The sequence below is a fragment of the Sphaerisporangium sp. NPDC005289 genome (assembly GCF_040607455.1).
In the GTDB taxonomy this organism is placed as follows: domain Bacteria; phylum Actinomycetota; class Actinomycetes; order Streptosporangiales; family Streptosporangiaceae; genus Sphaerisporangium; species Sphaerisporangium rhizosphaerae.
Map to the genome: position 1 here is coordinate 1 of NZ_JBEXGS010000040.1, position 25,047 is coordinate 25,047.

Genomic DNA, 25,047 nt, shown 5'->3' on the forward strand with positions numbered 1-25,047 from the left:
CTCCACCGAGATGTCCAGCACCCGGGCCACCTCGTCGGACTTCAACCCATGACGAAGCGTCAGATCAAGGATCTCCCGCTCACGCGGCTCCAGGCAGGCGAGCACCTCCACGCCCAGCTCGGGCGACCCGCCGCGTCCCTGCCGGGCGTAGGAGCCCTTGTGGGCCACCCCGGCCAGGCGTGCCTGGCACTCGGCGCGGGCCAGCGAGTACAGCCACGCGCGCAGCCGCGTCGCGTCGTAGAGCCGGTCGGTGTGCGCCACCGCTCCGTACAACGCTCCGACCGTCGCCGAGAGGGCGTCCTCATCGTCGAGCAACGACTGGCAGTAGTCGTAGAGATGATCTCCATACTCGCGGCAGAGCCGCTCCAGCGCAGCGGGGTCATCCCTCCTCAGCACGGGGATCGCTCTCCTGACATAGATGCAAATGGAAAATCTGGTACTGGCAAAGCAGTCAGAAATATACGGGAGGACGCCCCAGCTGCTCATATCACTTTCATCACATAACAAACTTCTATACTCTGTTGACTGCGTTGCGGTCTTAACCCACACCTGAATGCACACGCAGGGACGACCGCCGCGATGTGCGTCGGGTGACCGACGAGGAACCCCGCCCCCGGAGACTGAGCATCGTGCGAGACAACTGGGATGAACCTTCTTCACCGCGACGTCGTCCGCCGTATGCCAAGAATTCCGCTGGAAGCGGTCCCCGTGCGGACCGATGGCGCACGTGGGAGACCTCGATGGAGCTGGACGACGGAGACGATGGGCCGATCCGCCGATGGCTCGGCAACGACCGGCGCGGCCCCATCGTGGTCGGGCTGACGCTCCTGGTGGCCGCCGGGTCCGGCATCTGGTTCGCCTGGCCGGAGTCCTCCGGAGGGGGGTCCGACACGCCGGCGGCGATCCAGACGCCCTCCGGCCGGCCGACGCCGAGAGCGTCCACGTCCGCTCCCTCCATGGGCGTGGAGTCGCCCCCGCCGCCGCCCACCGCCGACCACACACCGACGCGCAAGCGGGCCACGGCCACTCCCCGTCCCCGGGGGACGGACCTGCCCCCGCCTCCGGCGACGTCCGCACGGCCGACCGCGAGGCCTCAGGCCCCGACCACGACCGCCGCGCCGTCCCGGACGGCCAAGCCGACCCGCACGTCAAAGCCGAGGAAGAGCCCTCCCTCGCAGACGGGCCCCACGGCTCCCCCTCCCCCGCCGTCCTCCCGGACCGGCAGCCCCACCTCACCCCCCAGCACCAGCGGCCCCGACCTCCCCCCGCCGCCTCCGGGCACCTGATCGGGAGATATCACCCGCCCGCACTTACCGCGCAATATCGGTCATCCATTAACCGGATAACGGACCACCCCAAAAGCGGCCCGCAGTAAATGGGTCAGTGGAGGGAGGTGGCGATTCTCAGGGCTTGGGCCGAGGTCGCGGGGCCTTCCAGGCGATAGCCGGTCTGGCCCTGTTGCCAGATGAGGGTGGAGGCGGCACGGCGTTGCACCGGCTCGGAGTCGGCACCGGTGCGGGGCATGTAGGTGAGCCCGTGGGGGCCGGAGACCCACCAGCCGGGCGAGGCGTCTACGGTGACCTGTTCGGGGAACGGCCCGGGGAGGTCCTTGCGCCAGACCACCTCAAGCGTGCCGTCGTAGGCGTCCAGCCGCGTCCCGGGCCAGAAGAGCGACAGCACCCGGCCCTCGTCGCTCACGCGGACGTCGTCCGGCTCGCCCAGCTCGGCGGGCACCCTGACGGGGAAGGCGACCAGCTCGCGGGCACGGTCGAGGGTCACCCGCCGCTCGCCGGGCAGCGGGGACGGCACCCCGGACGGCAGCGGCCCCGGCTCGCCGACGTGGATCTCCACACCGGCCAGCCTCAGGACGTGCGCGACGGCGGCCTGCCCCTGAGGGGTCAGCCCGAGCAGCGCCGCCACGACGACGGCGACACCGGCGGCCACCCACCGCCACCGGGGCCTGCGGGCCGGCCGGCGAGTTTCCGGCGACCGGCCGGGAGGGGCGGCCGGTTCCTCGGTGGTCAGCCCTTCGAGGCGGGTGCGGACGGAGCGGGCCACGTCGGCGGGAGGCGGGGCAGGGATGTCCAGCGCTTCGCCGAGTGCCAGAAGCTCGGCCTCCAGACCGCCGCTCGCGCCGCCGCTCCGACCATCGCCTGTGCCGTCGTTCGCGCCGCTGCCCGCGCCGCCGCTCGGACCGCCGCTTGTGCTGTCGTTCGCGCCGATGCCCGGGTCGCCGTTCGGAATGTCGTCCGTGCTGTCGTTCGGACCGTCAGGAGAGTTCACCGCCCACCTCCTTCCGCAGCCGTGCCAGTCCTCGGAAGGTACGGGACTTCACCGAGCCGACCGGCCAGCCGAGGACCTCCGCCGTCTCCGCTTCCGAGAGCTGTAGGAAGTACCGGCAGACCACGGCCTGGCGTTCCCTGTCGGGCAGCGTGCGCACGGCCTCCAGCAGCCTGGCCCGGCGGTCGGTGGCGATGGCGGCGCCCTCGGGGTCGTCGGGGACGCGCAGGTCGGGCTCCGCGCCGGCCTTGAGCACGAGCTCGGCCCTGCGCCCGCGCGACCGGGTCATCGTGTGGGTCTCGTTGGCGACGATGCGCAGCAGCCACGGCCTGAACGCGGCGTCGCGGCGGAAGGTCGCGAGGTGGCGGAACGCCTTGACGAACGCCTCCTGGACGACGTCCTCGGCTTCCTGGCCGGCGCCGAGGAGCGCAGCCGTACGATGCGCCACCGCGCTGTAGCGCGCGATCAGCACCTCGTAGGCGGCGAGATCACCGGCCAGGGACCGGGTTATCGCCTCGTCGTCGTCCGTCGCGGGCTCCTTGGAAGATCCTTGCGCGACAAAAGGTAGTTTCCTGGAGGTCTGCGCGCAAAGGGATGGGAAGACTCGCGTCAAGTGTTTCCGGTCGCGCTCGGCGGGAAGTTGGGACCGGCGCGGATCAGGGCGGCTAGACTCGATCCACATCCGTAGCCGTGGCCTCGTTCGGGGCCGCGGTTTTCCGTGAGCGAAGCTGGGCGGGACGCATGTCTGGGTATGACCGCGTGGTGCAACCTGCGGCCGGTGACGAGGCCTTGGAGAACCACCTCGGTGGCGACGAGGCGAAGAACTACCGGCAGTACGAGTTCGACATGGTCGCCCCGCACGTCGGCAGGTCCATGCTCGAGATCGGTTCGGGCCTCGGCCACTTCGCCGAGCAGTTCCTCCCCCGCCTCGACCGCCTGGTCGTCAGCGACTTCGACCCCTACTGCGTCGAGCAGCTCGGCAAGCGGTTCGACGGGCGTGACGACATCGAGGTGCTGCAGTTCGGCCTGCCCACCGACATCCCCCTCGCCGACCCGGTGGACACCGTGGTCCTGATGAACGTCCTTGAGCACATCGAGGAGGACGTCGAGGCCCTGCGGTCGCTTGCCAGGGTTACCCAGCCGGGCGGCCGCATCGTCATCTGGGTGCCCGGCTACATGCAGCTTTATGGGGACTTCGACCGCAAGGTCGGCCACATCACCCGGTACACCCCGGCGACGCTGGGCAAGACGGTCGCCGAGGCCGGGCTGAAGGCCGAGGTGCTCAAGCCGATCAACTTCCTCGGCGGCCTGGCCTGGTGGGCGGCCGTGCGACGCGGCGGCGTCGGCTATCCCGACCCGCGGCTGGTCAAGATCTACGACCGCACCGTGGTGCCGACGACCCGTTTCATCGAGCGTTTCATCCGCCCGCCGTTCGGCCAGACGGTCTTCTGCGTGGCCCGCGTCCCGCAGAAGTAGCCCGCCGGTCCCGCTGGCGGCGGTGTCCGTTCACCGGGATATCCCAGGGATTCCTCGCCGTTCTCCTAGCCGTGTCCGGTGTCCTTGGGATCATGAGGAATCTCACCGGAACACTGGTCGCCGGAGCCGTGGCCGGCGCGCTGTCGGTCGGAGCGCTCGGCGGCGTCGCCCTCGCGCGGCAGGCGGGCAACGGGCAGGCGGGCGGCGCGCAGACGAGCGAGGCGCGCACGGGCGTCCCCTACGAGCTGCTGTCGGCCGACTCGGCCGCGGACGAGGCCGCCGGCCTCGCCAAGGACCCGAAGGACCACCCCCGGCTCCGCGCCGCCCTGCGCCGCGGCCTGATCGGCGTGCACGGCGAGGCCACCGTCCGCGCCCGCGGTGGCGGCTACGCCACCTACGCCTGGCAGCGCGGCGAGGTCACCGCGGCGTCCGCGAGCTCGGTCACCGTCAAGAGCGCCGACGGGACGAGCTGGACGTGGGCGCTGACCACGGATACTAAAGTTCGCAAGAATGGCGCGAAGTCCGCTTCCTCCGCTCTGACGTCGGGTGACGGCGTCTTCGTCCTGGGCCGGCCCGACGGCGACGCCCGGACGGCGCAGGGAGTGGTGGTGCCCAAGAAGACCAGAAACTGACCGACCAAGGACCGCCCGACCACAGACGGACCGGCCGGGGACGGACCTGCCGGGGACTCCCCGGCCACGGACCGACCGACCGAGGACGGACCGACCATGGGCCGACCGACCACGAACCCGACTGACCGAGGACGGACCGACGCAGGAGTGACCGAAGGACGGATGAGCGACCAGACGAACAAGCCCCGGGTCCTCGTCGTGGACGACGAGCGCAACATCCGCGACCTGGTGGGCATGGCGCTGCGCTTCCACGGGTTCGAGGTGGTCAGCGCGGCCCGGGGTCACGAGGCGCTGGAGATCGCCCGCTCGGGCATGCCCGACCTGCTCGTGCTGGACGTGATGCTGCCCGATCTGGATGGTTTCGAGCTGTGCCGGCGGTTGCGCGCCGAGGGCGATGACGTCCCGGTCATCTTCCTGACGGCGCGCGACGCCCCGGCCGACACCGTTCACGGTCTCACGCTGGGCGGCGACGACTACGTCACCAAGCCGTTCTCGGTGGAGGCGCTGGTGGCCCGGGCGCGCGCGGTGTTGCGGCGGGGCGGCGGCCGCGGCGGGTCCGGATCCGGGTCCCTGACGGCCGAGCACGCCGTCCTGACCGTGGCCGATCTGGAACTGGACGAGGCGCGCTGGGAGGTCCGGCGGGGTGGCACGCTGGTCGAACTGTCCCCCACCGAGTTCCGCCTCCTCGCGTTCCTGATGCGCCACCCCGGCCAGGTGCTCACCAAGGCGCAGTTGCTGGAGAACGTGTGGGGGTTCGGCACCCAGTCGCAGGTGGTGGAGACCTACGTCTCCTACCTGCGACGCAAGCTCGACCCGCTGGGCCCGCCGCTGATCCACACCCAGCGGGGCGTGGGCTACGCGCTGCGTCCGGCCTCCGACGGCTGAGCCGGTGAGCCCGCGCCCGGCGCCCGCCCGCGAAGCCTCCTCCTCCCGCCGGCCGGTGAGGTGGCCGGCCGAGACGCTGCGGGGACGGCTCCTCGCCGGGCTGCTGTCGGTGACCGCGGTGGGGCTGGCGGCGCTGTCGGTCGTCAGTGTGCTGGTGCTGCGCGGCCACCTGCTCGACCGCACGGACGCGACGCTCGCCGCCGCCGCCACGGCCTCGGCCGCCCGCCTGGTGCGGGCGTCCAACATCGCGCTGATCAACGCCAGTCCGACCTCCGCTGTGGCCCTGCTGAACCTCACCACCGACCGGGGACGGCTGCTGGCCGGCGACGACCCGGAGGCGGTGCACGTCCCCGAGATGCTGGAACGGATGGGCGGGGCCCGGTTGCAGCAGTTGGCCGACAGTGGCCGCCCGTTCGCCCTGACCGACCGGCTGCGCGCCGCGGCGGCGCGGATGACGGTCGGCAACCGGGTCGTGGTCGTCGCCGTGCCGCTGGACGAGGTTCAGGACGCGGTCCGCCGCCTGGTGGTCACCGAGCTGGTCACCGGGGTCGTGCTGATCGCGCTGCTCGCCCTGCTCGGCAGGTCGCTGATCGGCAGGGGGCTCGCGCCGTTGTCCCGCATGGCCACGACGGCGCAGCTCGTCGCCGAGGGCGGCGACCTGTCGGCGCGCATGCCCGAGGGCCGGTCGGAGGCCGGGCGGCTCGGCTCGACCATCAACCTCATGCTGACCCGCATCCAGGACGCGTTCGCGGCGCGCTGGGCCTCGGAGGAGCGGGTGCGGCGCTTCGCCGCCGACGCCTCGCACGAGTTGCGCAACCCGCTCACCACCATCCACGGGTACGCCGAGCTGTACCGGCAGGGCGCCATCCCCGCGGAGGAGGTGCCGCAGGTGATGCGCCGCATCGAGGACGAGGCGGCGCGCATGACCCGGCTGGTCTCCGAGTTGCTGGAACTGGCCCGCCTGGACAAGGGCGCGCCGCTGACCATGGCGCCGGTGGACCTGACCGCGGTCGCCGCCGAGGTGGCCGACGACTTCACCGCGCTGGACCCCGACCACCCGGTGACCGTCGTGGCGCCCGACCGGCTGGTCGCCGTCGTGGACGAGGCGCGGATCCGGCAGGTGCTGGTCAACCTGCTGGCGAACGTCCGCGCGCACACTCCGCCCGGGACGGTCGCAACCGTACGGCTGACGCCTCCTGCCGTCCTGGAGGTGAGCGACGACGGGCCGGGGATGTCGCCAGAGCACGCCACCCTCGCCTTCGACCGGTTCCACCACTCGGCCCGCAGCGAGGGCAGCGGGCTGGGACTGGCCATCGTGCAGGCCATCGCCACGGCCCACGGCGGCCAGGCGACGCTGCGCTCCCTTCCGGGCCGGGGGACGCTCGTCCGGGTGGAGCTTCCCGACCTGTTCCCCATGTAGGGGTCCCGGTGGTCCTGGCCGGAACATCAACGGATATCGCTGACCTGCAGTGATGCGGGGTCCTCAACGTGGCCCTGTTCGATCTGGCAGGGCGCGCTTTTGTGGGTGGATCACCTCGCCGCGGGCGAGCATGTCAACGAACTGGGTGATACGGCGGGCTCGGGTCTCGGCGCGCTTGGCGTTCTCGATCCGATAGAGAACGGCGTAACGGTTCTGGGAGGTGAGGATGTCGAACATCGCTTGTGCGTGGGGGTTCGCGGCCAACGCGGCGGCCAGGTCGGCCGGCACCTCGATGCCGGCTTGTCCCGCGTAGGCCGTGTCCCAGCGGCCGTCGGCCTTGGCGCGTTCGACCTCGGTCATTCCGGCCGGATGCATCCGGCCCTCGCTGATCAGACGGGTGACGATGGAAACGTTCCGCGCTGACCAGGGGCTTTGCTTTCCGCGAGGGGTGAAGCGCCGGCAGAAGGTGATCTCATCCCGCCGTCGTAGCCGACCGTCGATCCAGCCGTGGCACAGGGCTTCGTCGAGCGCCTGGTCATAGGTCAGGCTGGTGGGCCGGGTCGTGTTCCGCTTGGCGAGGACCAGCCACACCCCTGCCGAGCTGTCGTGGTTGCTGCTGAGCCACTCCCGCCAGGCTCGGGCATCGGCAACGGTCAGTTCCAGTGGTTCGTCGCTCATCGTCATGTGCCCCTGATGATCATTTAAGGTACGGTCGCCGACGGTCACCCGAAGGTGGGAGCCGAGGACGGGAGCCTGGCGGAAGTGGCGCTGGATCGGTCAGCGGTGGAGCCGGCCGATCACGTCCTTCGCCACGTCGCCACCGCGGCCTCTGGACGGATGACGCCCGCCCGCCTTCACCAGGTCTTGCCGGCCTGCTCCCGGATCGTGTGGTTGATCCGGTTGAAGAAGTTGGTGATGGCGATGTTCAGGATGATCGCGGACATCTGCCTCTCGTCGAAGTGATTGGCGGCAGCGTCCCAGATCTCGTCGGTCACGCCCGGCGCGCCGTCCTGGATCCGGGTGGCGGCCTCGGTCAGCGCGAGCGCCGCCCGCTCCTCCTCGGTGAAGAACGGGGTCTCGCGCCAGGCGACCACGTTGTGCAGCCGCTCCTCGGTCTCTCCATGCTTCTTCGCCGACTGGACGCCGGCGAACACACACGGGCCGCAGCCGTTGATCTGGCTGGCCCGCAGATGGACCAGCTCGAGCACGAGCGGGTCGACGCCACCGGCGTGAATCGCCTTGTGGAGATGCTGGATCGCTGTGATCACGTCGGGATTCGCCACGCTCTTCATACGTGCTTCCATGGGTTCTGCCTCTCGTCGGTTACGTGCGCCCATCCGGGCCCGACATCTGACGCTCCTTGGCGGAGGTCATCGTCGTCGCAAGGGACTTCTCGGCCGAGGAGTTCTCGGTCATTCGGGGACGTTACGGTATGACCCGGTCAGAAACGGTCCTGGTCATCGAGCAGACTGTTAGCCGTGGTCACCACCTCCGCCCGGCTGCTGCGGCTGCTGTCCTTGCTGTCAACGCGGCAGTCCTGGACGTGCGCTGATCTTTCCGCCCACCTGGAGATCACCGAACGGACGGTCCGCCGGGACATCGCCCGGCTACGTGAACTCGGCTATGGCATCGAATCGGAGATGGGCCCATGGGGCGGCTACCACCTCGGGCCCGGAACCAGCATTCCGCCACTGCTCCTTGACGAGGAGGAGGCCCTCGCGGTCGCCGTCGGGCTGCGCACCGCCGCCTTCAGCGGAGTCTCCGGCAGCGACCAGGCAGCCCTGTCGGCGCTGCTGAAACTACGCCAGGTGCTGCCGGCCAGGATCGCAGGCCGGCTCGGCGAGCTGGACGCCGCGTTCACCCACACCGCACGACCCGACGACGGCCAGATCTCCGCCGCGCTGCTGCTCGACCTGGCCACCGCGTGCCGGCGAGGCGAACGCACCCGGTTGACCTACCGCGACAGGGCCGGAACGACGTCCACCCGACGAGTAGACCCCCACCGGCTCGTCTACACAGGCCGCCGCTGGTACCTCCTCGCCTACGACCTGACGCGGCAGGAGTGGCGCACCTTCCGTACCGATCGCATCATCGACGCCACAGCCACCGGGCAGGCCACTGCCCTGCCCGACCCGCCAGATCCAGCACAGATGGTCGGCACGGGCATCGCACTGAGGCCCTATCCGGTGAGGGTGACCATCCGCCTGGCCGTACCGGCCGATGAGGCCCGCAGGCTGGTGCCGTTAACGGTCGGCGTCCACCACCCGGACGGCGATGACGCCACGATCATCGACATCGGCGGGCCGGACGCCGACGGCCTGGCCCGCTATCTGCTCAGCCTCGGCCGACCACTCCAGATACTGCACCCAGAAGAGGTCCGCCAGGCGTTCCTCACCCGCACACGGCAACTCATCAAGGACAACGAGTAACAGCCCCAGCTCACCGCCCGCCGGCAAAAGGGTCAGGCCCGGACCTTGGCGCCGTCCAGGAGCCTCCAGCCCAACGGGGTGAGGGTGTGCAGGATGGCGGGCCCGCGCCGTTCACTGGTGATCAGCCCCGCCTGCCGGAGCGTCTTGGTGTGGCGGCTCATCGACGCCAGTGACGTGTACAGAGTCGCGGCCAGTTCTGTCGTGGAGGCGCTGTGCCGCAGCGCGACGAGCACGGCGGCGCGGGTCGCGCCCATGAGTTCGGCCAGTGGGCCCGGATCGACAGCGGTGATCGTGTCCCAGCGGTGTTCCGGCGTGATCGGGTAGACGAGGACCGGCGGCAGGTCCTGGTCGGCGAGCGACACGGCCGACCCGTGGCAGAAGAACGACGGCACGAGCCGCAGACCCCGCCCCTGCAGGTACAGGTCCTGCTCGACGTCGTAGCGCACCTCCAGTACCGGCCGGCGCCAGCGCATCAGCGGCTCGAAGCTGCGGAACAGCGCCTCGACGCCGCCGGCGAGCAGCACTCTCACCCGCAGCGCGACGTCGGCCTCGACGCTCGCGCGGATCAGGTCGTCGTGGGAATCCACCACGGCCCGGTGGTACTCGCGCAGCGCGGTCGTCAGGGAGATCAGCGTGCCGCTCTGCGAGTCGGTGAGACCGGCGAGCCAGCCCGGAGTGGCGCGGCCGCGGCGCTGGTTGGTCTGGTACAGCAGGTTCAGCTCATCCCCCAGCCGTCGCCGGCCAGTGGCGCTCACGGCGTCGATGCCGGCGTCGAGCCCGGCCGCCGACTCGGGTGGGGTGAGGAAGTCGGGAAAGTAAGGGCCAGGCGGGGCGAGGCCGGAGAGGAGCGTCCCCGCCGGCCGCATCATGGCCAGCAGGTCGGAGCGCCTGCGGAGCCGCGCCAGCCACGGCTGGAAGTACACCGGCCTGTTGCGGTCACCCAGTAAGAAGTGGCTTAACAGAACCTCCCATAACGGGTCGACGATCGAGCTCAGGCTGGTTCGGGCGAGGTCATCGGTGGTGAAGTGTATTCGTAGCAATGCGTCCCCGTCCTATGCGACATCACGTCCAGTATGACGGGAAAGCGGCGGTTTGCGTTATGCCGCAAACCTGTTTTCGTTCCGCCTGCAATCAAGCACATTGCGGGCATGAGAGCGAGATTATCGAGAGGTATGACGATGGTCGGCCTGCTCGCAGGCCTGCTCGGCGTGCAGCCCGTGGCCCTCGCCGCGGTCCCAGGCCCGAGCCCGGAGGAAGACGTGCGTGCACGACCGGTGGCGGCGACCGCACCCGCCGCCGTACCGGCAGCCGACCGGGCCCGGGTTCTGGGCGAACGATGGCGGGACTCCACCGACCGGGCGTTGCTGGCGACAGGGGATGCCGGCGGTTTCCACATCCTGGCCGCCGACGCCATGACGGGATACGCCTGGAAGACCGTCTCCACGCTTAGCGAACCGGGCGTGGAGACCGACCGGTGGATCGGGAACATGTGCGTGACGGCCTCCGGCCGGCGCGCCGTCGTCGTGTACGCGCCACGGACCTTCACCAACGACGAGCGGCTGTTCGATCGGGGCGGCTTCACTGCGGTGGTGGACCTGACCACCGGCGACGTCACCCGGCTGCCGGTGCGATCGAGCCTCGCGTACTTCACGCCGGCGTGCGGCGCGGGTGAGCAGACCGTGCTGACACAGGGCGGGGACACCGACCTGGGCCGCACGCGGCTGATCCGGGTGGACGCGGAGAAGGCCCGGATCGACGCGCGGATCGAGGTGCCCGGCCAGTTGACGTCGGCGGTGCCGGTGGCGGACGGGATCGTCGCGGCCGACAGCGGCGCACTCGTCCGGGTCGCCGGCGACGGATCGCGACGGGTGCTCGCCGCGACACAGGGCGTGGCGTTCGACGTGGCCGCCGACGCCGCCGGCGGCGTGGTCTACCTTGAGCGGTCGGGCGCCGACCGGGCGCGGGCCCGCCGGGTGTCCGTGCCGGCGAAGGGGCGTGCCGTCCCCGCCACGCTCGCCTCGAATTCGCTGACCGGGCTCGACGTCACCTCCGGGCGCGGTGGCCGGGTGTTCGTGCTGGGTGCCGGGGCGTTCGCGACGGGCTCGCGCGGCGTTTCGGGGCTGGACGCGCCACCCGGATCGCGGCCCTCCCTCGATGGTGAGCTCGTGGTCACCTCCGTGCTGCCGACGACGAGTCCGGCGACCGGCCCGGCGGTGGCCGGCCTGCCCGGGCCGCAGCGGCTGGCGGTCAAGGCGACCGCGACGAAGACCAGGACCGCCACCGCGTTCACCGTGACGCCCGAGGTCGGCGCCGCGCCGGTCGGCGAGAGTCGACGGCAGGCCGCTCTGCTGGCGAGTCCGACCGACCCGGCCGACTTCGCCGAGCGGTACTGCTCGGTGCCCCGCAACGACCCGCGCAACCAGGTGATGCAGCCCAAGCCGCGCCAGGTCGAATGGGCGGTCGACCAGGCCGTGCGCGGGGTACTGAACGTGTCACGGCCGGCGAACTGGAAGAACCTCGGCATGCCGGCCTACACCCCGCAGGGCCTGTTCCCGCCGCGGGCGCTGGTCGGCGGCGGCGCGGTGCCCGCGCAGATCATGCTCGGAATCGCCGCGCAGGAGTCCAACCTGTGGCAGGCGGCGCGCTTCGCGGTGCCCGGAGTGACCGCGAACCCGTTGATCGGCAACTACTACGGGCTCGACATCTACGACGCGGACACCTCTGACGACTGGACCATTCGCTGGTCGGACGCCGACTGCGGCTACGGCGTCACCCAGGTCACCGACGGCATGCGGCTCGCGGGCAAGGAGAAGCCCGGCGAGACCGCGATGCCGTACCAGACCCAGCGCGCCGTCGCGCTGGACTTCGCGGCGAACGTGGCCGCTGGGTTGCGGATCCTGCAGGACAAGTGGAATCAGACCCGCTCGGCGGGCCTGGTGGTCAACAACGGTGACGTCTCCAAAATCGAAAACTGGTTCTTCGCGGTGTGGGCGTACAACTCCGGGTTCTACCCGCAGTCCCAGGCGGGGCAGAACGGCGGCGCGTGGGGTGTCGGATGGGCCAACAACCCGGCCAATCCCAAGTACCCCGCCAACCGCGACGCCTTCCTCGACCGCACCTACCAGGACGCGGCGCACCCGCAGCACTGGCCGTATCCGGAGAAGGTGCTGGGCTGGGCCGGTCATCCGGTCGAGGTGCTCGAGTCGCCCGACGTCCTGGTGTCCGGTTACCGCCCCGCGTGGTGGAACGGCGACGAGACCACCGCCCCCAAGAACCGCTCGGAAGTCAAGCCGCCCCCGCACCAGTTCTGCGACGCCGGCAACAACTGCGTCCCGGGCGCCACCTACCCGCCCACCGCTCCCGACGTGATCGGCGAGCCGGCCGGGCCGTGCGATCACAAGAACGCGGCCGGCCAGCGCGACCTCAAGTGCTGGTACCACCAACCCTCGACGTGGAAGATCGACTGTCCCGAAACCTGCGGCAACGAACTGCTGCGCTTCGACCCCGGCTACGCCTACCAGGATGACGGAACAGCGTACCCGCCGAACTGCTCGCTCAGCGGGCTGCCGTCCGGCGCCAAGATCATCGACGACCTGCCGGACGGGACGCCGTCGATCCGGCCGAACTGCGACAGGACCTGGACCAACCAGGGCACGTTCACGTTCCAGTTCCAACCCGACTCGAACGGCAACTATCCCGGCAAGGCCGACACCCACCAAATCGGCGGCGGGTTCGGGGGACACTTCTGGTTCACCCACACCCGCACGGCACAGGACGAAGGCGGCAGGTTGCGCGTCGACGCCACGTGGCGACTCAACCAGTCGATCACCGGACTGTGGAAGGTGCTCGTCGCGCTGCCCGACCACGGCGCCCACACCACCAAGGCCCGGTACGTCGTCCGCACCGCGAACGGCGAACGGGTCAGCACGCTGAGCCAGCCTGGCAGCGGCAACCGCTGGGCCTCGCTCGGGACGTTCAGGTTCAACAACCAGCCCGACGTGCAGCTGTCCTCTGTCACCCCGGACGGCGACGGCACCCAGGACATCGCCTTCGACGCCGTCGCCTTCGTCCCCGTTCCCAGCGACACACTGACGTCGGTCGACGTGCTGCATTGGAACCTCGCCGGAGGGAACAAGAACAAGGGCCGCTACGACGTCGTGGAGCGGTTGGTGCAAGAGGTGCAGGTCCGCAACCCGGACGTCATCTCGCTGAACGAGGTCTGCCTGCGCCAGTTCGAGCACCTCAACGTCCGACTCCGTGAGATCGGCTACGAGATGTCGGGCTACTACCACGCCAGCAACCTCATCGTGCCGGACTGTACCGTCGCACCGGACACGCGGGTGTCAGCGGGGAACGCCGTGCTGGTGAAGGGGTCGATGGTCAGCCACCAGGGATGGGTCTTCAACGCCGACGACGAACTGGAGGAGCGCATCGCCCAACCGGGCGAGGCCCTCCTGGGCGTCGACCGCAGCGTGGCCTGCGTGGTCGCCCGGCTGCCCGGCGCCGGCCGCGACCTCAAGGTGTGCTCCACGCACCTGCAGCAGGACGACGACACCGCCCCCAACCCGTACGAGGTCGCGGAGAAGCAGGTCCGCGAGATGGCGCGCGTCTTCGGTCCCGAGGCGAGAACGATGCCCTTGATCCTGGCCGGCGACTTCAACATCCGGGTGCCACCCTCCAACGGCACCCTCGGCACGATCTACGCCGACCCCGCGGGCACCGGCGAGTTCAACGAGGTCGACCAGGAACGCGACTGCGGCGAGAACGGCTCATGCGTCCCCCGCCAGAGTGGCAACCCCACGCACTGGGGCAACAAACTGAGCGGCAACTTGCCGCAGAAGATCGACTACGTGTTCGCCAGCCGTTGGCACCTCTACGTGCCTCCCGGTCGGGCCCAGCACCTGACCGACGTCGGCACGTGCGGCGACGACAACCACCCGTGTTCGGACCACTACATCTTCCGCAGCCAGGTTCTGCTTCCCGGCTGATGTGAAGCCCAAAGGGCGCACGGTGGTTCGCCACCGTGCGCCCTGCCGTCAGCCCGGCGGTCAAGGGTGCCGGGACTTCATTCCCTCGCGATCGCCGGACGGTGATCCTCGGGCACCGTCATCGCACCAGGCCGCCTCGTGGCTGTGATCGGAGCCACCGGGCTGACTCCCCGGACGCTGCGTGCCAGGTCATAAATCGGTTGTGGGACGTACGGCGGGTCCGTACTGTCGGGGTATGCGCATTTTTCCTTACTGACGGCGCCGATCGGGCACGCTGCCTGATCGCTCCGCACTCAGCTCTCTGGTCCCGTCCATCCCGACGCGGCGGCTGAGGCTCCGACCGGCATGAATCCCTGCCGCGTCGTCATTCGTAAGGAGACGTGCATGCCCGCGCGCAATGGCCACCCCAAGAGCGGCAATGCCGCCACGACTTCGAAGATCCTGCTCACGGCGAGCGACCTGCCGCCCGTGTCGCCGGACCTTCATCAGCCGATCTTTCCCCCGCCGCTGATCCTGCCGGACGCCCAGCCGGGCTCCTCGCAGCCCGAACGGCACCTGCCTCCGGCCCCACGCCGGATTCCGGTGCCGCCGGCGCCCGTACGGCGCGTCACGCCGCCCCGGCGACAGCCGAAGGGCCGCTGACGCCGCCAGGCGGCGGCTCGCCGGGGTCTCTCCTTCCCGGAGCCCCGGAAAACGGCGGTGTCCCGCCCCCACCTTCCCGGGGGCGGGACACCGCCGTCTCAACCGCGCCAATCGCGAACTCGCGGATACATCCCATGTCGGGGCATCCGATGCGCTCTGAAAGTTGCATCATGCCGGAGTTGCGGCATCTGAGGTGGCCATGGTGAGGCCCCACGAACCGGAGACATCCCATCTAAGTGCGACCCTAAGCCTTGACGGGAGGAACCTTAGGTATTACGTGTGATGTCCTACCACGCCGCGGCCATGTGGCGTCGCGGGCGGCGGGCGGACCGAGAGCTGCGCCGCACGGACATCCCCGAAAGGATCACCCATGAAGCGGAGCGATCCCTCCTCCCGTCCTCGACGTCCGGCGGGCAGGTGGCCGGCCGTGATGGCGGGGCTCCTGGTCGCGATGATGGGAGCTCAGCCGGCTGTGGCGGCACAGCGGTCCGCGCCGTCGGAGCCCGGCGCGACGGTCGCCGCCGCCCCCGGGGACATCGACGGCTTCACCGCGGGCAATGCCGCGATCGCCTCGGTCGATCTCGCCGGGACGTGGAGCTTCACCCCGGCGGGCCGGTCGACGACATCGATCAAGGTGCCCGGAGGCGGCTGGTACAAGCAGGGGTTCACCGATGTGTCCCAGGCGGTGTACTCGCGGACGGTGACGGTGCCGGACTCGGGACAGCCGCAATCGGCGTGGATCGAGTTCGGCGCCGTGAACCACCAGGCGACCTTGTCGGTGGACGGCCGCGTGGTCGCGACGCAGACCACGGCCTTCACCCCGTCGAAGTTCGACATCAGCGCCTACGCCGCCCCGGGGACCACTCACACGATCACCGTTGACGTGAAGGGCCGCGGCGCGCTGAAGAACTCGGCGAACGGCAAGTACGTCGTACCCGTGGCCGCCGACTGGTCCGAGGCGGTCCCTCAGGGCATCTACCGCTCCGCCTTCCTGCGGGTGTATCCGGCCGTGTACGTCAGTGACACCTTCATCCGCACGTCGGTGGCGAACCAGACACTCGGCTACGACGTGTGGGTGACCAACACCTCGAGCAGCGCCCGATCGGTGACGGTGACCGGCGAGTTGTCGTCGGACGGTGGCGGGACCTTCAGTTACCCGGCGCCGCCGGCCCGCACCGTGACCGTGGGGGCGCGGTCGACGGCCAAGGTCACGGTCGACTCCGTCGCGTGGAACCTCGGCACCACCTCCTACTGGTGGCCGAACGTCCCCTATCGGCCGGGGTACCGAGCCCAGCTTCACCGCCTCAAGGTTCACGCGGCGGCCGACGACGGCCGGACAAGTGACGCGACCTACCGGTTCGGGTTCCGGGAGACCACCCAGAGCGGCGAGTACTACTACATCAACGGCGTCCGGGTGAACTTCCGCGGTGACAATCTGCAGGGTGCGGACTACGACCGGGTCAATAACGGAGGCAAGGGCGACGCCTACGACACCTTGCCCGGCTTCCTCCCGCCTTCGGCGGGCAACGGCGGCTGGCCGCAGGCCGTGGACAACTACCAGCGGCTCAACTACAACGTGGCGCGCATCCACCAGGAACCGGCCAGCCCCTACATGCTCGACGTGGCCGACGAGATGGGTCTGATGATCATCGACGAGACCGGCATCCGCGGCAGCGCGCAGGACTTCGTCGCGGGGCACGACAACATGGTGGCCCACGCCCGCGCACTCACGCTGCGGGACCGCGACCATCCTGCCGTCATCCGCTGGAGCCAGGCCAACGAACCGACCTTCGGCAATGACTCCGAGCAGTTCGAGCAGGATCTCTACGCGGCGATGAACGGCAACGACGGCACCCGCCCGGTCAGCCTCGACGCCGCGCCCGGCGCCGACTCGCCCAGTCGGTACCCGAACATGAGGTACGCCAACTTCGCGGTCTTCGCGCACTACCTCGACGGCGTCGGACAGTACGGCGAGCGGGTGGCCTCCGTGACGGGCCGGCCCGACGGCGAGGGCGAGTACGTCTGGAACAAGTGCAACACCAAGCAGGGCTTCATGTGGTTCGCCACGGCGACGGCCGCCAAGCGCGGCAAGGACGCCGCCGACCTGCGCCCGTACACCCTGCTGTCGGCATGGGCCGGTTTCGTGCCCGGCGTGCGCACCACGGACTTCGTGCCCGAGGAGGGCGGCCATCCGCTCTACGGCGCGGACAACCTGTCCGACCCGTGGAGCAACGCCCAGGTCCAGCGCGTCCAAGCCGCGTTCAACCCGGTCGCCGCGATCGACCTGCCCTACTGGTCGGCGTCCGGGGCCTCCGACGCCAACGGGACCTTCCCGCTGCCGCAGGCCGTGAACACCTACGCCTCCAACGCCTCCGTGACCCGCGACATCACCGTCTTCAACGACGACCTGCGCGACACCTCCGTCGCATTCTCCTGGTCCGCACGGCTCGACCGCCCCGACGGCACCGTGATCGCGTCGGGGCAGACCACGCTGAACATCCCGCTCGGCTCGCGGGTCACCCAACCGGTCGCCTTCACCACACCGGCGAGCGGCTCACGGGTGTACCTGGTGCTGACGACCACCAAGTCGGGCGCCACGACGTTCACCGACGCGATCGAGTACTTCAACCTCGGATCCGGTTCCAGCGGCCCGGTGTCCGGCGCGACCTACCGCATCGTCAACCGCAACAGCGGCAAGCCGCTCGCCGTGGCCGGTAACTCGTCCGCCGACGGCGCCAAGGCCGTGCAGCAGACCGGCTCCGCCGCATGGACCGTCACCAGCGGTCAGGGCGGCGCGTACACCCTGCGCTACGTCCCCACCGGCAAGGTCCTCGACGTCAACGGCGGCAGCACGACCCAGGGGCTGCAACTGCAGCAGTGGACCGCCAACGGCGGCACCAACCAGATGTGGTACCTGCGGTCCACCGGCGACGGCTATTACACGATCGTCAACTACGGCAGCGGGCTGCTGGCCGACGTGTACGGCGCGTCGACCTCCGACGGCGCCCAGGTCGTGCAGTGGACGGCCAACGGCGGCGTCAACCAGCAGTGGCAGTTGATCCCGGCCTGAGACCACCTGGTACGGCCCGGCCACGGGGGCCGGGCCGTACCAGCGCCGTGCCGGATGTGGAAGCCGATGCGTCTTCCCCGGAGAACCCGAAACGGCGGTGTCCCGCGTCCGTGTCACCGGAAGCGGCACACCGCCGTCGTCTCGCGCGGGTACGCTCAGAGCCGTTCGATGATGGTGACGTTGGCCTGGCCGCCGCCCTCGCACATGGTCTGCAGGCCGTATCGCCCGCCCGTGCGCTCCAGCTCGTGCAGCAGCTTGGTCATCAGGATGGCGCCGGTGCCGCCGAGCGGGTGGCCGAGGGCGATGGCGCCGCCGTTGGGGTTCGTCCTGGCCGGGTCGGCGCCGATCTCCTTGAGCCACGCCAGCGGCACCGGGGCGAACGCCTCGTTGATCTCGATGACGTCGATGTCGTCGATCGACAGGCCGGCCTTCTCCAGCGCCCTGCGCGTCGCCGGGATCGGCGCGGTGAGCATGTAGACCGGGTCGTCGCCGGTGAGCGCCAGCGTCGTGATGCGCGCCCTAGGCGTCAGCCCGTGGTCCCTGACCGCCTGCTCGGAGGCGACGAGCACCGCGCCCGAGCCGTCGGAGATCTGCGAGGAGGTGGCCGCGGTGATCTGGCCGCCGTCGCGCAGCGTCTTGAGCCCCGCCATCTTCTCCAGCGTGGTGTCCGGCCGCGGGCCCTCGTCGTCCTCGACGCCGTTGACCGGGACGATCTGGTCCTTGAAGTGGCCGTTGGCGATGGCCTTGGCGGCGCGCTGGTGGCTCTCGTAGGCGTACCGTTCGAGCTCGTCGCGCTTGAGGCCCCACTTCTCGCACATCAGCTCGGCGCCGCGGAACTGCGAGATCTCCTGCTTGCCGTACCGCTCGACCCACATCTCGCCGAACGGGAAGGGCATGCCCTTCTCCAGCGCGGCGGTGATGCTCGACCCCATGGGGACGATGCTCATGGACTCGACGCCGGCGGCGACGACCAGGTCCTGGGTGCCGGACATGACGCCCTGGGCGGCGAAGTGGATCGACTGCTGCGAGGAGCCGCACTGCCGGTCGATCGTGACGCCCGCGACGCTCTCGGGCAGGCCCGCCGACAGCCAGGCGTTGCGCGCGATGTCCATGCTCTGCGGGCCGAACTGCATGACGCAGCCCATGATCACGTCTTCGACGGCGGAGGGGTCCACGCCGGTGCGCTCGACCAGTGCCTTGAGGGTGTGGGCGGCCAGGTCGACGGGGTGGACGGTGGACAGGCCGCCCTTCTTCTTGCCGACCGGGGTACGGACCGCCCCGACGATGTACGCCTCTGCCACAGTGCCTCCTGGGTTCCGTCCCACCACATGAAACCGAGCAATGTTCGGTCTATCCGAGGTTACAACAGAATAATCCTCCGTGGACGGGAGGGCCAGGTCACCGCCCGCCCTCCCCGGCCGTGGCCGGGAGTGGACGGATGCGCAGGTCAGCCGCGCGAAGACGCCTTGCGCGTGCTGGTCATCCTGGCGTACACGATGACGTTGTCCACATAGTGGCCGGTGATGTGGTTGTAGCTTCCGCCGCAGGTGATCAGCCGCAGTTCCGCCGCGTCGGCGTTCCCGTACACGCGGTTGGTGGGGAAGGTCTCCTTCGCGGCCTGCTCGATGCCGCCGACGGTGAAGATCGCGACCGTGCCGTCCATGCGGGTGACCTCGATCGTGTCCCCGTACTGGAGCTCACGCAGCCGGGCGAACACGGCGCTGCGCGACACCGTGTCCTTGTGGCCCAGCATCACGGCGGGGCCCGCCTGACCCGGCGTCGGCCCGTACCGGTACCAGCCGACCAGGTTCGGGTTGTTGATCGGCGGGGTCTGGATGGCGCCCTTCTTGTCCGTGCCCACCGACTGGATGGGCGCGTTGATGCCGAGCTTCTTGATGATCAGGCGCCTGGGCGTGGACGGCTGCATCGCCGGGGCCGCCGGCAGCGGCGGAGCGGGAGGCGGCGCCGTCGGGTCCGCCTGCGTCAACGGCTGCCCGGGACCGCCCGGGCCGACCGAGGGGGCGAACGCCCCGGCCGGAGGCTGCGCCTGGAGCTTCAGGGGGGTGCGCGCGTCCGTGAGGTTGTACTCCTCCGGCGAGCTGATCATCAGCAGCAGGCCGGCCACGACCGTCACCACTCCGGCGACGGCGGCCAGGATGAGCACGGCCCGCATCATCTGCCCGCGATCGGCCCGCTCGGGCTCCTGGTACGCGCCGCCGGGCCCGGCGTACTGGTAGTAGACCTGCTGGGCGTACGGGTGGCCGGGCTGCTGGACGCCCTGACCGTCCTGGTACGGGTATTCAGGAGGCATCGTCACCCCGAGCGCCTCCGATCAGTTGTGCTGCGGACGACGCCGCCGCAGGAACAACCCGCCCACTCCGGCCGCCGCGACCAGCGAGGTGCCCACCAGCACGAACGTCCGCCCGTCAGGCCCGGCGTCCCCGCCCCCACCGGTCGCCGCCCCGGCCACCGGCTTCTTGGTCACCTGCTGAGGATTCCTCGGCGAGTGCGTCACCGTCTCGAAGACAGTGTGCGTCTGCCGAGGAGTGGGAGTCGCCCTCGTAGGCGTGGGCGTCGGGGTAGGAGTGGGCGTGTCGTAGGGGTTCGTGTCGACCGGAGCAGCCGACCGAACTACCAATTGAAGCCGAGCAGGGCTGGCTGTCGCCGGAAACGTGCAGGTGAAGGTGGCGGTTGGGCTCGGGGTTGGTGTAGCAGCGGTCCCTGCGGTGGGACCAATCTTCACCAGGACGGTCGGCGCCGCGACACCCACGGTCCCACTTGCCGTAGGCGTGACGGTGACCACGCCACCTGTAAGCGGCAAGGGAAGAGTGGCGCTTGGGGTCAAGGACGGAGAGACCGAGGTGGAGGCGACAGCCGTTGCAGTTTGCGCGGCGATGGGGCTTCCGCCAGGCATAGGCGTTACGACCATCTCACCTTCGACCCATACATACTCGCCAGCGGGAACGCCCTCGGTTCCAACCTTCAATGGCGTAGAACCGGGTCCAACGCTGAGCGAGACGCCAACTGGCTCGCTGGGTGTCGGGGTCGGTCTCGCGGCTACCACATCGACGGACACGTTGCCTGCCGTGGCACCTGCATTGGTGCAGCTATAGGTCACGGGAGTGGCCCCGACGGCCGCCATCTGGGGAAGACCGATGAACAGGACGCCCGTGCCGGCAACTCCCGCTATGGCAGCCTTGGTGGCGATGCGGCGGCGTGCTTGCGACTTCAGCACGTACTTCTCCATTCCAGCGGCGGCGGCGACCGGTGTACCAGGGCGTATCAGGATTCCAGTCTGTGGTCACAGTTCGGTACTGATCCTACGGAGGGTTCGTGCCGCCGTGGTGCGGTTTGACTGGTCTTCTCGAATCGTTAACTCGTCGCCGCAGGTCAGAGACCTCACTGCCAGTCAACTTTCAGCTGTAAGATCCTTCGCTCACCTCAAGGGTCCGTCACTGAACGTAAGTTGCCGTGTTGTGGTTGTGACCGGCGATACTGGAGTGGCTGCGCCCATTTGAGATCTTGGTCGCCCGAGCATGATCTCAGGCGACCAAGATGCCTTGAACTACGCGCGATCGAACCGTCCGGCCTTGACGTCGCCCAGGAAGGCGCTCCACTCACCGGCCGTGAAGAACAGCTTGGGGCCATCGGGGCGCTTGGAGTCCCGGATCGCGATCAAGCGCGAAAGTTGCGCCACCTCGACGCAGTTGCCTCCGTTGCTACCCGTGTAACTGGACTTTTGCCATTTAACGTCACTTAGGTCCATCTTTCCTCCGCCGTTCTTGCGATGAGATCTATCGACATTTGCAATGGCAGCGCCTCGACGCGGATGGCTTCGAACTTCTCTACAGCAGACGCGACATCATCTTGATCGCCCGTAACCAGTCCACGCACAGCGGTGTCCAGATAAAGTACCTCGGTTCCGCCTTGCAATGTAGCCAGCATGAATCCACCTTCGAGTCCAGCGCGCATGCCACCCAGTGGGACGACTTGTACGCTGAGGCGCGGCGTTATGACGGATACGAGATGCTCCAGCTGTTCGCGCATGACCTTGGGTGAACCGATTAGCCGGTGCAGGACAGCCTCATCAATGACACAGCGGAAGAGAGGGGACGGCGGATCGATTCGCGCCAGTATCTCTTGACGCTGCATGCGCGCCTGTATCGCCGTTTCATCTCCGTACAGAACCTCGCAGGCGTACTCAGGTGTTTGCAGCAACCCCGGGACGAGGATGGGCTCGTAAGCATGGAGAGCGGTGGCGACTTGCTCTTTGTCAGGCCACTGCCCGAACCACGCAGGGAAGACCTGGCCCTTTCTCCAGTCCAGGAGGCGGGAGAGGGCTCCGTCGGTGGTGAGGGTGGTGTCGCAGGACTGGGCGAACTCGGGGCTGGCGGGGAGTTGGCCGGTCTCCACGCCGCTGATGAGCGACTCGCTGAAATGGATCTTCTGGGAGAGCTGGGCCTGGGTGAGCCCCGCCGCCTGACGGTAGTGCCGTAGCTCTCTGCCCCAGATGGCCTGAGGTGTGTACCGATCCACCATCGTGCCCCCAATCGCGAAGATTCAAGGAACGGCCGCCGACCTTCAAACCGGCGGACTGGTAACCGTTCGCCTACCGAGCGTAGTCACCATTCGGCACCCTTGGCATACGAATTCCGCAGCGAGGAGAAAGATCATGTCAGGGGCGGTAGAGGCCGGCAGAACGTCATGTGAATACGCTCACGAGCCCGGTGGACCCGTGGCTCTGCTGGGGCAGAAATGGATACCGCGCGACCGCAAATGCGTCGCCTCCGCGCGACGGTTCGTCCGGGACGTCGCCCTCGACTGGTGCGCGGCGGAAGAGACGCCGGAAATCGCGGAACTGCTGGCGTCCGAGGTCGTCACCAACGCGCTCACGCACGGCGCGGTGAATCTCGCCGCACCGGCCGCCGCATCGGCCACCGTGCGAATCGCCGTAGGCCGCGACGGCGAGCTGATGACCGTGGACGTCTACGACTCGTGCATCGCGATTCCGGAGCTGAGAAGCGCCGGCTCCATGGAGACCTCCGGCCGGGGGCTCGCGATCGTGGAGAGCCTGTCGCACAAATGGGGCTGGAATCTGCACCCCTACGGCAAGTCCGTCTGGTTCCAACTCGCCGCCTGGCCACATGCCTGAAGGCAGATGAGCGCATCAGCCAGTACGGCTGAAGCGTCACCGGCGGATCCATAGGACCCCACCCCGCATGCCCGTGGGGAGTCCAGCGCGGCTGCCCACCCAGCTCGCGCGTCCCGCGACACGGGGGCACGGGGCACGGGGAGAGCCCGCACGCCAGAGACAGCGGCCCATGGGGGCGGACCCACCACGGCCCGCCCACCCAGCTCGCGCGCACACGACACAGGAGAGTCCGACCCATGGAGCTCGACAACGAGGCCACGGCGAACGAGGAGCCTCTCGACGAGCCGCCGCTTCCCCGGCATCTCGCCGCGCTCGTAGGAGCACTGCAAGGACCTGCGGACCTCGGCGTCGACCATGACCGATACCGCGCCGGCCGAACGCGCCGATCTTCGTGAAGTCGCGATGTCGACCAGCGGGCCTCTGATCACTGGTCGTCGGGCTCGGGCGCTGCGGGTTTGGTGTGGAGGACCTCGCGGGCCTGGTCGGCGGCGCGGATGAGGGTCTCGGTGACGAAGTCCAGGAACCGGGCGATGTTCTCCAGGCGGGTGGCGGCCGGGCTGCCGGGGCCCAGGACGCCGACGCCCTGCCGTGCGGTCTCCACGACCCGGTTGTTGGCCTGGGCGCTGGCGATCATCGACTGATACCAGAGCTCGTCGTCGACGACGTACCGTTCGCGGCGGCGTTCGTCGCGGCGGCGGCGGACCAGGTCCTGGCTCTCCAGGAACGTGATCGCCTTGGAGATGGACGCCGGGCTGACCTGGAGGCGCTGGACGAGCTCCGCGGTGGTGAGGCTGCCGGCGTCGGTGGTGTAGAGGCAGGCCAGCACCCGGGCCATCATCTTGGGCAGGCCCGACTGCATGAAGACGGTGGTGAGCGTCTCCTCGTACTCGCGCACGGCCTCGGCCTCGCGTCCGTGCGGCTGCGAGGGCGCCTGCGACCCGGGAGGCGGGGTCTGCGTGCGCCGGTGGGCGCGGCGCTCGGTGGCGCGGTGGGCCAGCTCGGCGCGGTAGGCGGTGGGACCGCCGTTGCGCATCACCTCACGCGTGATCGTGGAGGTGGGACGGTCGAGACCCCTGGCGATCTCCGCGTAGGCGAGGCCGTCGGCCAGCCCCAGCGCGATCTGCTGACGGTCCTGCTGAGTGAGCCTGCCTCCCGGCATCGTGATCTCCTTCGTGTTCCCGGATGCCTCCACCATAGCGTTCACCCTCAAGCCATTGCAACAAGTGAAAGCCCGCTGTTGCGTTACCCGGCAAGACCACTGCAACGATTCTATGGCTATGACCTGCAGATATACCTCTTGTTCGCAACAACTATCTTGCAGTGAATTGGAAAGCAACGTAGCGTTTCCGGTGTCAGAAACAACGAGCACAGGAGCACACGATGCAGACCTTCGACACCCCCGCCCCGATCTCCGCCGTCCTTGACATCCCCGCCGGGCGCGTCCGGTTCATCGCCGCCGACCGGGCCGACACCGCGGTGGAGGTCCTGCCCGCGGACGCCTCCGACCGCCGCGACGTGAAGGTGGCCGAGCAGACCAAGGTCGAGTACCGCGACGGCGTCCTGCGGATCGAGGCCTCGGCCAAGAACCAGATCCTCGGCCACTCCGGCTCCATCGAGGTGACCGTCCAACTGCCCGCCGGTTCCCAGGTCGAGGTCAAGGCCGCGAGCGTCGAGCTGCGGGGCGTCGGCCGCCTCGGCGACGTCGCCTTCGACGGCCAGCAGGCCTCGATCAAGCTCGACGAGGCCGCGAGCGCCCGCCTCACCACCCTGGCCGGCGACATCTCTGTCGGCCGGCTCAACGGTCCGGCGGAGATCCGCACCAGCAAGGGCGACATCCGCGTCGCCGAGGCCGTGCGCGGCGCCGTCGTGCTGCGCACCGAGGCCGGCGAGGTGTCGGTCGGCGCCGCCGCCGGAGTGTCGGCCTCCCTGGACGCCGGCACCTCCTTCGGCCGCGTCCACAACTCCCTCATGAACACCGAAGGCGCCGCCGCCCAGCTCACCATCCACGCGACCACCGCCTACGGCGACATCGTCGCCCGCAGCCTGTGACCCACGGCCTCCGAGGAGCTCCCA

22 protein-coding genes and 1 pseudogene are annotated in these 25,047 nt (G+C 69.5%); 11 read left to right on the forward strand and 12 right to left on the reverse strand.

The annotated features are described in order from the left end of the window. Window positions 1–396: pseudogene (locus ABZT47_RS38885) on the reverse strand (hypothetical protein); the annotation flags it as partial. 344 nt (window positions 397–740) lie between these two features. Between ABZT47_RS38885 and ABZT47_RS38890 the strand changes: the two are divergent. Continuing rightward, on the forward strand, window positions 741–1,286 hold the full coding sequence (locus ABZT47_RS38890) for a hypothetical protein (RefSeq protein WP_354853364.1): 546 nt from the start codon (window positions 741–743) through the stop codon (window positions 1,284–1,286). 94 nt (window positions 1,287–1,380) lie between these two features. Here ABZT47_RS38890 and ABZT47_RS38895 read toward each other — a convergent pair whose 3' ends face one another. Further along, window positions 1,381–2,283 (reverse strand): hypothetical protein, encoded by a 903-nt coding sequence (locus tag ABZT47_RS38895; protein ID WP_354853365.1) that lies wholly within the window; start codon window positions 2,281–2,283, stop codon window positions 1,381–1,383. Next, window positions 2,270–2,893: an RNA polymerase sigma factor gene (locus ABZT47_RS38900; protein WP_354853367.1), complete on the reverse strand. Its 624-nt coding sequence runs from the start codon at window positions 2,891–2,893 to the stop codon at window positions 2,270–2,272. The genes ABZT47_RS38895 and ABZT47_RS38900 overlap by 14 nt, the downstream gene beginning before the upstream one ends. Before the next feature lie 146 nt (window positions 2,894–3,039). Between ABZT47_RS38900 and ABZT47_RS38905 the strand changes: the two genes are divergently transcribed. From ABZT47_RS38905 to ABZT47_RS38920, 4 genes are all read left to right on the forward strand, one after another. After that, a complete protein-coding gene (locus tag ABZT47_RS38905; protein WP_354853368.1) occupies window positions 3,040–3,756 on the forward strand; it encodes a class I SAM-dependent methyltransferase in 717 nt (238 codons plus the stop codon). Window positions 3,757–3,848: 92 nt separating this feature from the next. Next, window positions 3,849–4,388 carry a hypothetical protein gene (locus ABZT47_RS38910; protein ID WP_354853370.1) on the forward strand — a complete coding sequence of 180 codons (540 nt, stop codon included), beginning with the start codon at window positions 3,849–3,851 and terminating at the stop codon, window positions 4,386–4,388. A gap of 162 nt (window positions 4,389–4,550) precedes the next feature. Beyond that, on the forward strand, window positions 4,551–5,273 hold the full coding sequence (locus tag ABZT47_RS38915) for a response regulator transcription factor (protein ID WP_354853372.1): 723 nt from the start codon (window positions 4,551–4,553) through the stop codon (window positions 5,271–5,273). 4 nt (window positions 5,274–5,277) lie between these two features. Further along, window positions 5,278–6,693, forward strand: coding sequence for a HAMP domain-containing sensor histidine kinase (locus tag ABZT47_RS38920; protein ID WP_354853373.1), 1,416 nt, complete (start codon window positions 5,278–5,280; stop codon window positions 6,691–6,693). Between the two features lie 63 nt (window positions 6,694–6,756). Here ABZT47_RS38920 and ABZT47_RS38925 read toward each other — a convergent pair whose 3' ends face one another. Both ABZT47_RS38925 and ABZT47_RS38930 read right to left on the reverse strand, forming a co-directional pair. Beyond that, window positions 6,757–7,377, reverse strand: coding sequence for a YdeI/OmpD-associated family protein (locus ABZT47_RS38925; protein ID WP_354853375.1), 621 nt, complete (start codon window positions 7,375–7,377; stop codon window positions 6,757–6,759). A gap of 170 nt (window positions 7,378–7,547) precedes the next feature. Further along, window positions 7,548–8,030, reverse strand: coding sequence for a carboxymuconolactone decarboxylase family protein (locus tag ABZT47_RS38930; RefSeq protein WP_354853378.1), 483 nt, complete (start codon window positions 8,028–8,030; stop codon window positions 7,548–7,550). A 141-nt stretch (window positions 8,031–8,171) separates the two neighbouring features. Between ABZT47_RS38930 and ABZT47_RS38935 the strand changes: the two genes are divergently transcribed. Beyond that, window positions 8,172–9,122, forward strand: coding sequence for a YafY family protein (locus ABZT47_RS38935; protein WP_354853380.1), 951 nt, complete (start codon window positions 8,172–8,174; stop codon window positions 9,120–9,122). A 32-nt stretch (window positions 9,123–9,154) separates the two neighbouring features. Here ABZT47_RS38935 and ABZT47_RS38940 read toward each other — a convergent pair whose 3' ends face one another. Beyond that, window positions 9,155–10,162 carry a transcriptional regulator gene (locus tag ABZT47_RS38940; RefSeq protein WP_354853382.1) on the reverse strand — a complete coding sequence of 336 codons (1,008 nt, stop codon included), beginning with the start codon at window positions 10,160–10,162 and terminating at the stop codon, window positions 9,155–9,157. Between the two features lie 132 nt (window positions 10,163–10,294). Here ABZT47_RS38940 and ABZT47_RS38945 point away from each other — a divergent pair, with 132 nt between their 5' ends. The 3 genes from ABZT47_RS38945 to ABZT47_RS38955 all read left to right on the forward strand — a co-directional run bounded on the left by ABZT47_RS38945 (window position 10,295) and on the right by ABZT47_RS38955 (window position 17,822). Next, window positions 10,295–14,110 carry an endonuclease/exonuclease/phosphatase family protein gene (locus ABZT47_RS38945; RefSeq protein ID WP_354853384.1) on the forward strand — a complete coding sequence of 1,272 codons (3,816 nt, stop codon included), beginning with the start codon at window positions 10,295–10,297 and terminating at the stop codon, window positions 14,108–14,110. 384 nt (window positions 14,111–14,494) lie between these two features. Further along, on the forward strand, window positions 14,495–14,752 hold the full coding sequence (locus ABZT47_RS38950) for a hypothetical protein (protein ID WP_354853386.1): 258 nt from the start codon (window positions 14,495–14,497) through the stop codon (window positions 14,750–14,752). Between the two features lie 370 nt (window positions 14,753–15,122). Beyond that, the gene (locus ABZT47_RS38955; protein ID WP_354853388.1) at window positions 15,123–17,822 is read left to right on the forward strand and encodes an RICIN domain-containing protein; all 2,700 of its coding nucleotides are present in this window, start codon (window positions 15,123–15,125) and stop codon (window positions 17,820–17,822) included. A gap of 155 nt (window positions 17,823–17,977) precedes the next feature. On the opposite strand, the gene ABZT47_RS38960 is transcribed toward ABZT47_RS38955, so the two are convergent. From ABZT47_RS38960 to ABZT47_RS38980, 5 genes are all read right to left on the reverse strand, one after another. Next, on the reverse strand, window positions 17,978–19,123 hold the full coding sequence (locus ABZT47_RS38960; RefSeq protein WP_354853390.1) for an acetyl-CoA C-acetyltransferase: 1,146 nt from the start codon (window positions 19,121–19,123) through the stop codon (window positions 17,978–17,980). Window positions 19,124–19,269: 146 nt separating this feature from the next. Then, window positions 19,270–20,133: a class F sortase gene (locus ABZT47_RS38965; RefSeq protein WP_354853458.1), complete on the reverse strand. Its 864-nt coding sequence runs from the start codon at window positions 20,131–20,133 to the stop codon at window positions 19,270–19,272. A 21-nt stretch (window positions 20,134–20,154) separates the two neighbouring features. Further along, window positions 20,155–20,307 (reverse strand): hypothetical protein, encoded by a 153-nt coding sequence (locus ABZT47_RS38970; protein WP_354853392.1) that lies wholly within the window; start codon window positions 20,305–20,307, stop codon window positions 20,155–20,157. 1,080 nt (window positions 20,308–21,387) lie between these two features. Beyond that, on the reverse strand, window positions 21,388–21,588 hold the full coding sequence (locus ABZT47_RS38975; RefSeq protein WP_354853394.1) for a DUF397 domain-containing protein: 201 nt from the start codon (window positions 21,586–21,588) through the stop codon (window positions 21,388–21,390). Beyond that, window positions 21,579–22,361 (reverse strand): helix-turn-helix transcriptional regulator, encoded by a 783-nt coding sequence (locus tag ABZT47_RS38980; RefSeq protein ID WP_354853396.1) that lies wholly within the window; start codon window positions 22,359–22,361, stop codon window positions 21,579–21,581. Before ABZT47_RS38980 ends, ABZT47_RS38975 begins: the two co-directional genes overlap by 10 nt. 196 nt (window positions 22,362–22,557) lie before the next feature. Here ABZT47_RS38980 and ABZT47_RS38985 point away from each other — a divergent pair, with 196 nt between their 5' ends. Continuing rightward, window positions 22,558–22,974: an ATP-binding protein gene (locus ABZT47_RS38985; protein WP_354853398.1), complete on the forward strand. Its 417-nt coding sequence runs from the start codon at window positions 22,558–22,560 to the stop codon at window positions 22,972–22,974. 424 nt (window positions 22,975–23,398) lie between these two features. Here the strand turns inward: ABZT47_RS38985 and ABZT47_RS38990 are convergent, their stop codons facing one another. Next, window positions 23,399–24,133, reverse strand: coding sequence for a helix-turn-helix domain-containing protein (locus ABZT47_RS38990; protein ID WP_354853400.1), 735 nt, complete (start codon window positions 24,131–24,133; stop codon window positions 23,399–23,401). A gap of 221 nt (window positions 24,134–24,354) precedes the next feature. Here ABZT47_RS38990 and ABZT47_RS38995 point away from each other — a divergent pair, with 221 nt between their 5' ends. Continuing rightward, on the forward strand, window positions 24,355–25,023 hold the full coding sequence (locus tag ABZT47_RS38995; RefSeq protein ID WP_354853402.1) for a DUF4097 family beta strand repeat-containing protein: 669 nt from the start codon (window positions 24,355–24,357) through the stop codon (window positions 25,021–25,023). Window positions 25,024–25,047 lie beyond the last annotated feature (24 nt).